Source organism: Citrobacter sp. U14242 (assembly GCF_046555775.1).
Lineage (GTDB): Bacteria > Pseudomonadota > Gammaproteobacteria > Enterobacterales > Enterobacteriaceae > Citrobacter.
Map to the genome: position 1 here is coordinate 35,706 of NZ_JBKGLW010000015.1, position 12,003 is coordinate 47,708.

At 51.4% G+C, this 12,003-nt stretch carries 12 protein-coding genes; 7 read left to right on the forward strand and 5 right to left on the reverse strand.

What is annotated here, in order from left to right:
• The first annotated feature begins 86 nt into the window (after positions 1–86).
• The 6 genes from ACLJXE_RS21415 (at position 87) to potD (ending at position 5,511) form a co-directional block, all read left to right on the forward strand.
• The gene (locus ACLJXE_RS21415) at positions 87–1,835 is read left to right on the forward strand and encodes a hypothetical protein (RefSeq protein WP_410751955.1); all 1,749 of its coding nucleotides are present in this window, start codon (positions 87–89) and stop codon (positions 1,833–1,835) included.
• A gap of 284 nt (positions 1,836–2,119) precedes the next feature.
• Positions 2,120–2,383 carry an excisionase gene (locus tag ACLJXE_RS21420; protein WP_286627993.1) on the forward strand — a complete coding sequence of 88 codons (264 nt, stop codon included), beginning with the start codon at positions 2,120–2,122 and terminating at the stop codon, positions 2,381–2,383.
• Positions 2,358–3,476 carry a phage integrase Arm DNA-binding domain-containing protein gene (locus tag ACLJXE_RS21425; protein WP_286627994.1) on the forward strand — a complete coding sequence of 373 codons (1,119 nt, stop codon included), beginning with the start codon at positions 2,358–2,360 and terminating at the stop codon, positions 3,474–3,476. The genes ACLJXE_RS21420 and ACLJXE_RS21425 overlap by 26 nt, the downstream gene beginning before the upstream one ends.
• Complete coding sequence (locus tag ACLJXE_RS21430) at positions 3,455–3,664, forward strand: hypothetical protein (RefSeq protein ID WP_410751956.1); 210 nt, start codon at positions 3,455–3,457, stop codon at positions 3,662–3,664. The genes ACLJXE_RS21425 and ACLJXE_RS21430 overlap by 22 nt, the downstream gene beginning before the upstream one ends.
• Positions 3,661–4,440: a spermidine/putrescine ABC transporter permease PotC gene (potC, locus tag ACLJXE_RS21435; protein WP_006684943.1), complete on the forward strand. Its 780-nt coding sequence runs from the start codon at positions 3,661–3,663 to the stop codon at positions 4,438–4,440. The genes ACLJXE_RS21430 and potC overlap by 4 nt, the downstream gene beginning before the upstream one ends.
• A 24-nt stretch (positions 4,441–4,464) precedes the next feature.
• Entirely contained in the window at positions 4,465–5,511 is a 1,047-nt protein-coding gene (gene potD / locus ACLJXE_RS21440; protein ID WP_410751957.1) for a spermidine/putrescine ABC transporter substrate-binding protein PotD, read from the forward strand.
• Positions 5,512–5,611: 100 nt separating this feature from the next.
• On the opposite strand, the gene cobB is transcribed toward potD, so the two are convergent.
• From cobB to lolC, 5 genes are all read right to left on the reverse strand, one after another.
• The gene (gene cobB, locus ACLJXE_RS21445) at positions 5,612–6,433 is read right to left on the reverse strand and encodes a Sir2 family NAD+-dependent deacetylase (protein WP_040231971.1); all 822 of its coding nucleotides are present in this window, start codon (positions 6,431–6,433) and stop codon (positions 5,612–5,614) included.
• A gap of 15 nt (positions 6,434–6,448) precedes the next feature.
• On the reverse strand, positions 6,449–7,360 hold the full coding sequence (nagK, locus tag ACLJXE_RS21450) for an N-acetylglucosamine kinase (RefSeq protein ID WP_410751958.1): 912 nt from the start codon (positions 7,358–7,360) through the stop codon (positions 6,449–6,451).
• 145 nt (positions 7,361–7,505) lie between these two features.
• Entirely contained in the window at positions 7,506–8,750 is a 1,245-nt protein-coding gene (gene lolE / locus ACLJXE_RS21455; protein WP_410751959.1) for a lipoprotein-releasing ABC transporter permease subunit LolE, read from the reverse strand.
• Positions 8,750–9,451, reverse strand: a complete 702-nt coding sequence (gene lolD, locus ACLJXE_RS21460; RefSeq protein ID WP_042309095.1) for a lipoprotein-releasing ABC transporter ATP-binding protein LolD — start codon at positions 9,449–9,451, stop codon at positions 8,750–8,752. Before lolD ends, lolE begins: the two co-directional genes overlap by 1 nt.
• Entirely contained in the window at positions 9,444–10,643 is a 1,200-nt protein-coding gene (gene lolC / locus ACLJXE_RS21465; RefSeq protein ID WP_137382949.1) for a lipoprotein-releasing ABC transporter permease subunit LolC, read from the reverse strand. The genes lolD and lolC overlap by 8 nt, the downstream gene beginning before the upstream one ends.
• 260 nt (positions 10,644–10,903) lie before the next feature.
• Here lolC and ACLJXE_RS21470 point away from each other — a divergent pair, with 260 nt between their 5' ends.
• Positions 10,904–11,968, forward strand: coding sequence for an acyltransferase family protein (locus tag ACLJXE_RS21470; protein ID WP_410751960.1), 1,065 nt, complete (start codon positions 10,904–10,906; stop codon positions 11,966–11,968).
• Positions 11,969–12,003: the final 35 nt, after the last annotated feature.

Sequence of the window (12,003 nt, forward strand, 5' to 3'; positions counted from 1 at the left end):
CTCCTACAAACAAATTCATGAACCACGGCGCTGTAATTTAAGCAGAAGCAATGCACGCCATACACATAAACATTATTGAGGTTGTTATGACTATTGAATTAAATATTTTTTCTGGAATGCTCGAACCTAAAAAAGGTTCGCTTGAGAAAAATAAAGACCTTCCCGTTTACGCTGGCGCTGTGAGAGCAAAAAATAAATCCGCGGCACAGGTAATGTTACACGGAATTTTTCTGCAATTTGCACCAGAACTTGCTGATGATTATTTCAAGCCTAAAGTATGGGAGGACAGCGAAGACGTCCCGCGACCTGAACTTATGGGCGTATTAACTCCTGATTTTTTCTCAGATGAAATTGTCTGGAATGCTGAAACCGGCAAACCTGAACGCGTGCTGGTTGAGCCTGAACTTGCTGAAGATGTTACAGCCGCAGAAAAAATGACAGCGGTAAGACCGTTACCAGCTAACTATCGCGCCGCCAGTCTGGTGCTGTTTGGACCTGTCGAGGAAATCACAGCTATTCAATACGGCCAGGTAATGGATCTGGTTAACGATGATGAAAGCAGTTTTGCCCGCGAACTGGCGGAAGCTATCGCCCGCGAACCACGCACACTGGCGCTGCTGCCAGAACGTCAGGAAGAATTAATGGCGCATCTACGTGCAACTGTCAAAGAAACAGCACAGTGGACTGATATCAAAAGGCCGATTAATAAATGGCTTGATACTCCGCCAGCAAAACGCAATGAGAAAAAACCAAGCATGAGCGAACTTGCTACCAGGCTGCGCTATCGCATCGCCATGGGCAAATTATCCCGCTCCATGGATTTCGACGTGTGCAGTCCTCCAGTTGGCATTGAAATGCGCATCAATACCATGCTGTGCGGTAAAGATGTCGAGATTGATGACTGGTGTGCGCCATTTTCACGTACACCGGGTATTCATGATTATCACCCGGCGTCCATCGTGGCCATCATCAAAACCGCTGATGAAAAACTTCATATTTACCCTGGCGAACTGCGCCAATACATTGATAGCTGCATTGCGGGTTTTGACTGCGTTAATCCACCACAACTGGTCATTGATATTGCCTGCGGCCGTACGTCTGCCCCGCTGCCACAAAAAAATGATGGAGCAAAATCTGATGGTAAAACCGAACAGACGTTACAGGACGAAAATTTACCACCAGCAGTCTGCCCGTCTCGCGCTGCAGAACTCGACAGGGAACTGGATGCAGCATTTGCCAATAGCGCCTCAAATGAAGGTGAAAAAACGGAAGTAACCGAACAGGAAGACGACCGTCCACTTCTTGATAATCATGAAATTGAGATTGCCCACGCGCTGAACGACCTGCTTTCCGGGCGTACTGACATTATGGGTAAAGAAGAAGCGGAAGGCGTTGTGGCATGCACCGGTCATATTATCGCTGACGTTCTTCCTCTGCTGATCATCGATATCGCCACCACTGAATTTTGTCTGTCGCCCAATTTCAGCGATGAAGAAGTTCACGATGTCGCAACGACAATTCTTGAGGGCTGGTCTGATGATGTGTCCGTTCGTCAGAAAATCGCCCTCGATGCGATCGTGGAATATCGTCGCCCGGAACCACCGAAACCGGTGGTGATGGATCCTCCCGTGGTTACCGTTAAGCCGAAAAAGGAACCAGAAACTGTATCTGCGCCAAAACCTGAACCGATGGCCCTCACCTACCGCCAGCAACTGACGCTCGCAGCTCTGCAGGGGATGTGTGCAAACCCGGCATACCGCGGCGATTTTGACGAATTGCCGCACATGGCCGCAGCGTTGGCCGCTGGAGTTATAAGTGCGGAGGCGGAGAAGTGACAGAGAATTTAACCGGCGATGAAGCCCTGATCCGTTCTCTGCACGTCTGTGATGATGGATGTGACTGGACGTCCTGGCATGTATGGCGAATGGGAGAACGGCGGCGCATAAGCGAACATGTTTTCACGCGACCGCCAGTTCGTCAGCGCGCTATACCGCAGAGTATAAAACCCAAGAAAAAACGGCGCCAAAAAAGAAAGGCAAAACCAACTGCTGATTTTTGACAATCAATCTGCGCCAGTCGTTGCGCGTATCGTAATGGCTGGCTATCGCGAGTGATGGCTATGAGTGAACAATTTCTGATACCGCTGACGGAATGGAAAACCGGTCGATTCGGCTTTTCCATAACGAATACCACTCTGGTGAAATATGGCAAGTTGGGATACATAAACCCAAAGCCTGAAAAAATATGCGGTCGCTGGTGCGTTGATCGCAATGCCGTGTATGTTGGCCCAGGTACTGTCGGCGTGGCACCAGAAATTCACGATGACGATGACGATGCGTTAAAGGAGATCCTGAATCATGTCACCAAGGCCACGAAAAAATAGCATATCTATACCCGGGCTTTACGCCCGGTTCGATCGCCGCACCGATAAAACCTATTACCAATATAAAAACCCGGTAACCGGAAAATTTCACGGACTTGGTACCGATAAAGTCAAAGCAGAAAAGATAGCATCCACTGCCAATCAGCGACTGGCAGCAGCTGAGGCTGATTATTTCCTGAAGAAAATAGATGAAAGACCATCATCAAATAGGGCTCGTGGGATCAGTTTACAGGCGTGGATTGTTCGCTATGAAAAAGTGCAGCGTACCCGCGTAGATAACGGCGATTTATCAGAAACCCGACTCAAAGAAAAAATGAGAATGGCTAATCTTTTAGTTGGCCGACTTGGCAATCATCCGTTGCGTAGTCTGGAGGTTAGGGATTTCTCCCTGATTCTTGAAGAATGGCTTGATAAGGGGCAGACCAGCACCGCGTTAAATAACCGCGTGGTATGGGTAGATATTTATCGTGAAGCACAACATGCAGGCGAAGTTCCACCGGGCTGGAATCCTCCGGAGGCGACACGCAAACCGGTACCGAAAGTAACCCGCGCCAGACTCAGCATCGAGGACTGGAGAGCCATATTCAATGTTACCCCAGAAGGGCATTACAACAGGAACGCCATGCTTCTCGCCCTGGTTACTGGCCAGCGAAGAGAGGATATTGTCAGAATGAAATTCTCCGACGTGTGGGACGGTCATTTGCATGTCGTTCAGGGTAAGACTGATATGCGTCTGGCGCTACCACTGTCCCTTCATTGCGATGCCGTGGGCATGACACTTAAAGAAGTCATTGCCGGTTGCCGTGACAGGGTTGTTAGCCCCTATCTGGTTCACAGCCGGCAGCAGAAAAAAGGCCAGCCAATGAGCAAAGATAATCTGAGTGATTATTTTGCGGTTGCCCGGGATATGGCAGGGGTTAATCCACCAGCAGGAAAAACGCCAACAACCTTTCACGAGCAACGCTCGCTAGCTGAACGACTGTACCGCGCGCAGGGGATCGACACTAAAACACTGCTGGGTCATAAAGTGCAGGCAACAACAGATCGGTATAACGACACTCGCGGCCAGGAATGGGTAAAGCTGGTCATTTAAATGGGCATTTTTTTCCGCTCACCTGGAAAATTGTTGTAAAATTCGCGGCCTTAGTGATGGCCGATTATTTTTTGGCTGTCTGTTTTGGCGGGAAGTTTTGGAGAGATTTTGGAGAAGAGAAAAAGTTGATTATTTTCAATACTCTGAAAGTATCACGCCTTCTGAACAAGAAGGTGGAACTCGAATGATCGGTCGACTGCTTCGCGGCGGTTTTATGACCGCTATCTACGCGTACCTGTACATTCCAATCATCATTTTGATTGTGAACTCCTTTAACAGCTCGCGCTTTGGCATTAACTGGCAAGGCTTTACCACCAAATGGTACGGCCTGCTGGTGAACAACGACAGTTTGCTGCAGGCGGCACAGCACTCACTAACGATGGCCGTACTCTCCGCGACCTTTGCCACGCTGATCGGTTCACTGACTGCGGTCGCCTTATATCGCTACCGTTTTCGTGGCAAGCCATTTGTCAGCGGCATGCTGTTTGTGGTGATGATGTCGCCGGATATTGTGATGGCAATTTCGCTGCTGGTACTGTTTATGCTGATTGGCATTCAGTTGGGCTTCTGGTCGCTGCTGTTTTCACATATCACGTTCTGCCTGCCTTTTGTGGTAGTAACGGTCTACTCACGTTTGAAAGGCTTTGACGTACGTATGCTTGAAGCAGCAAAAGACCTGGGTGCCAGTGAAGTGACTATTCTGCGCAAAATCATTCTGCCACTGGCCATGCCTGCGGTAGCGGCGGGTTGGTTGCTAAGTTTTACGCTGTCGATGGATGATGTCGTGGTTTCGTCCTTCGTCACCGGCCCCGGCTATGAAATTTTGCCATTAAAAATCTACTCAATGGTTAAAGTCGGCGTATCACCAGAAGTGAACGCTCTGGCAACCATTTTGTTGGTTCTGTCGCTGGTTATGGTGATTGCCAGCCAGCTTATTGCACGTGATAAAACCAAGGGCCGTTGAGGCCCATCATTCAGGGGACGTTAAATGAAAAAATGGTCACGCCACCTGCTCGCGGCGGGTGCTCTGGCACTGGGCATGAGCGCCGCTCACGCTGATGATAACAACACGCTTTATTTCTATAACTGGACCGAGTACGTTCCGCCAGGATTACTGGAACAGTTCACTAAAGAGACCGGGATCAAGGTTATCTATTCGACCTACGAGTCGAATGAGACCATGTACGCCAAGCTCAAAACCTACAAAGACGGTGCGTACGATCTGGTGGTGCCTTCCACCTATTACGTCGACAAAATGCGCAAGGAAGGCATGATCCAAAAGATCGATAAGTCGGCGTTAACCAACTTCCACAACCTCGATCCGGAAATGCTCAATAAGCCGTTTGACCCGAACAACGACTACTCAATTCCTTATATCTGGGGTGCGACGGCCATTGGTATTAACAGTGATGCCATTGATCCAAAAACCGTGACCAGTTGGGCTGACCTGTGGAAACCGGAATACAAAGGCAGCCTGTTGTTAACGGATGATGCCCGCGAAGTATTCCAGATGGCGCTGCGCAAGCTGGGATACTCCGGAAATACCACCGACCCGAAAGAGATTGAAGCCGCATATAACGAGCTCAAGAAGCTAATGCCTAACGTTGCAGCCTTCAACTCCGATAACCCGGCTAATCCGTATATGGAAGGCGAAGTTAATCTGGGAATGGTGTGGAACGGTTCTGCATTCGTGGCGCGTCAGGCGGGTACACCGCTGGAAGTCGTCTGGCCGAAAGAAGGGGGTATTTTCTGGATGGACAGCCTGTCTATTCCGGCAAATGCCAAAAACAAAGAAGGTGCGCTGAAGCTAATTAACTTCCTGCTGCGTCCGGATGTCGCGAAAGAAGTCGCGGAAACCATCGGTTACCCGACGCCAAACCTGGCGGCACGTAAGCTTTTAAGTCCGGAAGTGGCTAACGATAAAACGCTCTACCCGGATGCAGAAACCATCAATAAAGGGGAGTGGCAGAACGATGTTGGTTCCGCCAGCGCCATCTATGAAGAGTATTATCAGAAGCTAAAAGCAGGACGTTAATTCAGTGGGATAAGAAAGGCCCGATGGCATTATGCTTATCGGGCCTGCAAAAACGCACGCCGTAGGCCGGATAAGGCATTCGCCGCCATCCGGCAAAAAATCACAGGCCTTTCAATAACTTCTCAACAAACTCGGGTACTACCTGGCTTGCCGGACCGTAATACTTCTCTTCGAACTCGCTCCCCACCTGGCTTGGCTCAAGATTTAACTCCACCGTATGCGCCCCATGCAGACGCGCTTCGTGAACAAAACCCGCGGCCGGATAAACATGTCCTGATGTGCCAATGGCAATGAAAACATCTGCCATCGCCAGTGCCATATAAATTTCATCCATCCCCAGAGGCATTTCGCCAAACCAGACAACGTGCGGTCGCAGTGGTGCCGGGAACTGGCAGCAATGGCATTTGTCTTCCGGCGTGACGTCCCCTGTCCAGTCTAAAATCTGCCCGCTTTGCGAACAGCGAACCTTGAGGAGCTCGCCGTGCATATGAATAACGTTCTGGCTTCCCGCACGTTCGTGCAGATTATCGATATTTTGCGTTACCAGTAGAAAGCGATCACCCAACTCAGCTTCGAGTTTTGCCAACGCAATATGCGCCGCGTTTGGTTGAATTTCGGGCTGCTGTAACTGGTGACGGCGGGCGTTATAAAATGACTGAACCAGTCCAGGATTTCGGCTAAATCCTTCCGGCGTTGCCACATCCTCAACCCGATGTTCTTCCCAAAGACCATCCGCAGCACGGAAGGTACGAATCCCTGATTCAGCGGAAATCCCCGCACCAGTCAGGACTAACACCCTTGGTTTTTCCACCAGCTCAGGCACCACTCTGTCTCTGAAAAAGATCCGTTGACGCAGGCGATCGCGCAAATGGCGTTTATTTTTACGAAAACGGCTTAATCGATGACCCCGACGCGACAGCATAACAACCTCTTTGTATTAATCGGTAAGATGTAGGAAAGCGGCTCCGCGCATCCCACCCGCATCACCGTGTCGTGCTTGCTCAATACGCGGCACACGGGCAACGGGCAGCAAATGACGTGGCAGTCGATCCGCCAGTTGCGTCGTAATAGCGGTAAAGTTTGACAAGCCACCGCCAATCACCACTAAATCGGGATCGACGATAGTCAGGATATTCCCCAGGCAAACGGCCAGCAAATCCAGATAACGCTCTACATGCGCACGCGCATGCTCATCGCCTTGCTCCCAGAGGGCGATAATTTCACGGGCATCCAGAGGTTGATGGTAGTAATGCTGGTACAACCATGCAAATCCGCCACCGGAAAGATAGCTTTCGATGCACCCCAGTTGACCGCATCCGCAACGACGCAGTGGGAAATCAAATCCCATCAACGTCAATGCATCAACAGGCAAACGGATATGACCGAACTCGCCGGTAATATAGCTACGTCCAGTGATAGACTTCCCGTTAAGCACCAGGCCACCACCGACACCGGTACCGAGGATTAAGCCCATGACTAACGGATACTGGGTGAACTCATCGTCCCAGGCTTCGGAGAGTGCAAAACAGTTGGCATCATTATCCAGACGCACATCGCGATCCAGTCGTGTGCTGAGATCGGCCCGCAGCGGTTTGCCACTGGCGGCAGGAACGTTAGCCGCGTACAACGTGCCGTCTTCGGTCTCAGGCATGCCAGGGATACCAATCCCTACGGAACCCTTAACGCCAAAGCGCTGGTCCGCCTCCGTCACCAGAGCGCACACCGCATCAAGGAAAGCGTCATAACTATCACGCGGCGTAGGGACACGTTTCTCCCACTGCAAACGACGGTGGTTATCGAAGACGCCTAACGCAATTTTTGTCCCGCCAATGTCAAACCCGTAATACATCACCGCTCCTTGATACACGTCTTCCTTCAGGCTGCCTCTGCGTTGGCTGCACCCTCACGCCCAGTCACATCGTTGTTGATGCGTCTGGTGGTTATCGGGCTTGCCGCCTTGAAACAGCATGAATGTCTTAGTGTATATCTTGTTGTTATTGGCCGCTCAGTACTCTCGCAGGGTCAATATTGCTGGCGCGACGCGCCGGATACCAACTTGCCAAAAGACTCAGCAACAATGCTGTCACCAACACGTAAATCACATCCAGCCAGTGCAATTCAGATGGCAGGAAGTCAATAAAATAAATATCGCCCGAGAGGAACTGATGGCCGATAAGCGCCTCAATACCATTGATAATCGGTGTGAGCTGCAGAGAAACAACAACACCAATAACCACACCTATCAGGCTACCGAACAGACCCGCCAGCAGTCCATACCAGACGAAGATGGCGCGGATCAGTCCGTCTTTCGCCCCCAGCGTTCTTAATACCGCAATATCACCACTCTTGTCTTTTACCGCCATCACTAACGTTGAAACGATATTGAAACAGGCAACGCCAATCACCAACACCATGGCCAGGTACATAATGGCGCGAATCATCTGGATATCGCGATACATATAGCCGTAAGTACCGATCCAGCTCTTAATATAGACATAGTTGTTGGTCACTTCACCGGCGTCTCTGACCAACTTATTGGCGTTAAAGACATCGTTGACCTTCAGGGCAATCCCGGAAACGCTGGAGCCCATATCCAGGTACTGCTGCGCGTCTTCCATTGGGATCATGGCGAAGCTGTGATCGAGCTGACCGCTCAGTTGCAGAATACCGGTAACGTGCAAACGCACACGTTTAGGCTGCTGTAGCTTGTGATCGGCGCTGGCATTGGGGATCATAATCGACACCCAGTCCCCCTGCTTCACCTTCAGCGCGTCAGCAATCCCCTTGCCAAGAATGACCTGCTGCTCACCCGCTTTGAAATTATCCCAGGCATGGTTTTGCACAAATGACGGTAGCGCACTTAAACGTTGCTCCTGCTTCGGATCCACGCCTTTTACCTGTACGGCGCGCAAGTTCGCCCCACTCTCCACCAGCCCGGTGAAATTGATATACGGCGCAGCAGCGACAATACCCGGTACCTTCTGCACGTTGACCAGCGCTTCCTGCCAGTTATTCCACGGCTGGTTCACCGCTTCTATCTCACCGTGCGGCACAACCGCCAGAATACGGTTGTTCAGCTCGCGCTCAAAACCGTTCATCGCACTCAACCCGACGATCAATACCGCCACACCTAATGCAATACCGATGGTGGAGATGACGGAAATCAGCGAGACCATACCACCGCGCCGCCGGCCACGGCTAAAACGTAACCCAATCAATAACGATAAAGGCGAAGCCATTACTCTGCTCCCATCAGGCTCAGTTCGGCCGTCAGGCGACCATCGCGCATTTCAAGCTGGCGGCTCATGCGCTTCGCCAGTTGCAGATCGTGGGTCACCACCAGAAATGCGGTGCCCTGAGAACGGTTCAGCTCACCCAGAAGCTCAAAAATACTGTCCGCGTTACGCGCATCAAGGTTACCTGTTGGCTCATCTGCCAACACCAGACGCGGGTTATTGACCAGCGCACGGGCAATCGCCACTCGTTGACGCTCGCCGCCTGAGAGTTCGGACGGACGGTGGCTGGCACGGTGATCCAGCCCAACCGCTTTCAGCATGTCACGTGCGCGCGCGGTAATTTCAGCCGGCTTCTTCTTGCCAATCAGTAGCGGCATCGCCACGTTTTCCAGCGCGGTAAAGTCTGGCAACAAATGGTGGAACTGGTAAATAAATCCGAGCTTCTGATTACGCAGTTCCGCTTTCGCCGCTGACGAGAGTTTGCTCATCGGCTGACCGCTAAAAATAACGTCGCCGGAAGTCGGTGTATCCAGCCCGCCGAGCAGATGAAGCAATGTACTTTTACCGGAGCCTGAGCTGCCGACAATCGCCATCATCTCACCCTCGCCGACGCAAAAACTGACATCGTGCAGAACATCAGTCTGCACCGTGCCTTCCTGATAGCGTTTGCACAGGTTGTCGCATTGCAACAGGATCTTATTCATAACGTAAAGCCTCAGCGGGTTGAGTGGCGGCAGCGCGCCAGGAAGGATAAAGCGTAGACAGCAGCGCGATGGCCATTGCCACCAGCGCAATGACGATCACCTGCAACGGCTCAATAGCGACAGGTAACGCAGCACCGTCCAGCAGCACGCCGATAATCGGCATCAGGTTGTTCAGTTGGCTGGCAAGCAACGCGCCCAGCACGGCCCCCAGCAGCGCGCCGATAATCCCGGCACTGGCCCCCTGAACCATAAACACCATCATTATTTGCCGCGGCGTGAGCCCCTGCGTTTGTAAAATCGCCACTTCCCCTTGCTTCTCCATCACCATCAGACCCAGCGAGGTAATAATATTAAACGCTGCAACCGCCACGATCAGGCTCAGCAACAGCCCCATCATGTTTTTTTCCATCCGCACAGCCTGGAACAGCTCGCCTTTACGCTCGCGCCAGTCCTGCCACTTGGTGCCTTGCGGCAACGTTTGTTGGCTCAGCGTATCAACCTTGAGCGGTTCATTCAGCCACAGACGCCAGCCGGTGATATTGCCTGCCGGATAACGCATCAGACGTGACGCATCCTGGATGTTGGTCAACATCTGATAACCATCGACTTCACTATTGGCGGCAAAGGTGCCAATCACCGTAAACAGACGCTGGCTCGGCAAGCGTCCCATTGGCGTAAACTGACTGGCAGAAGGCACCATCACGCGAATTTGATCACCGCGGTTCACACCTAGCTGTCCGGCAAGCTGCTCACCGAGGATGACATTATACTTACCCGGCTCGAGATCGGTTTGCTTCACATTGACCAAATACGGCGTAAGCGGATCTTTTTGCGCCGGGTCGATGCCCAGCATCACCCCTACCGCCACGCTACGCGCACTCTGCAGGACCACATCGCCCGTTGTTAGTGGCGCAACACGGTTGACGCCGTTCAATACCACGGCTTTTTCCGGCAACTGCTGCGGGTTAAGAGAGCCTTGCTCCGCCGAGAGAATAGCCTGAGGCATCAGACCCAGGATGTTATTTTGCAACTCGCGTTCGAAACCGTTCATCACCGACAATACCGTGACCAGCGCCATTACCCCAAGAGTAATGCCAATGGTAGAGAGCCAGGAAACGAAACGACCGAAGCGATCTGCTGCACGCCCACGCATATAACGCAGGCCAATGAATAGAGCGACAGGTTGGTACATGAAATCCGTCTGGTTGCTGTTAGCAAAGTCACGAGTATATAAGCGAAAGCGGGATGGGTAAATGACTGAACCGTAAGTGTTCGTCAGCATTGTTCTGAAAAGTATAACCAAATCAATTCGCTAAAGTTTCCACTTTTCCCTCATCCATTGTTCCTGATCTTTATCTTAAAAAAATAAAAAGCAGACGGTTACGCATTACAGAGAAGGCCGGGTTTTGCAGGATGGCAGGCTATCTCACACAATATGGATACACCACTGCAATGAATAAAAAAGAGTTATGGATTAATCAAATCAAAGGGTTATGTATCTGTCTGGTGGTTATTTACCATTCGGTCATTACCTTTTATCCCCCTCTCACCGCCTTCCAGCATCCACTCTCACAGGTGCTAACCAAATGCTGGATCTATCTCAATCTGTATCTGGCACCGTTGCGCATGCCCGTCTTTTTCTTTATTTCGGGCTATCTGATCCGCCGCTACATTGCAAACGTCCCGTGGACAACCTGTGTAGACAAACGCATCTGGAGTATTGCCTGGGTGTTGATACTGTGGGGAATCGTGCAATGGCTGGCGTTAGTCACGCTCAATAACTGGCTGGCCCCGCAGCGCGATCTGAGCCATACCGCCAACGCCGCCTATGCCGGCTCGATCAGTGGCTTTACCCACGGGATGCTCACCGCCAGCACCAGCTTGTGGTATCTGTACGCGCTGATTGTTTATTTTATTTTGTGTAAGATTTTCAGCCGCTGGGCGGTGCCGATGATGGCGTTATTTGTCGTGCTGAGCGTGGCGATCAATTTTATCCCGACGCCGTGGTGGGGAATGAACAGCGTAATTCGTAACCTGCCATACTACAGTCTCGGCGCCTGGTTTGGCTCAACGCTGATGACGTGGATCAAAGACGTTCCCCTGCGCCGTCACGCAGTCATCGTGACGGTGAGTGCACTGGTGGCTGTCATCGCCTGGCTGGCAAATGTTTCGCTATTACTCTCACTTCTTTCCATCGTACTCATCATGAAGTTGTTTTATCAATTTGAACAACGTTTTGGTATGAGTGCATCCAGTCCATTAAGCGTAATAGGTTCCAATACTATCGCCATCTACACCACCCACCGAATTCTGGTGGAACTGATGAGTTTAACGCTGCTTCCCAAACTCAATCATACCGTCTGGTCCGCAAACGTAGAGCTGGCCCTGCTACTGGTGTACCCGTTCGCTTGCTTACTGTTGTGTACGCTGGTCGGACTAATGGTACGAAGAATTTCACAAAAAACCGTTGCCGACCTGCTCTTCTCCCCGCCGTCTCTCTCCGCCGTTTCCCGCTAAACCTTACGCGCTTTTTGCCCCCATCCGGGGGCGAA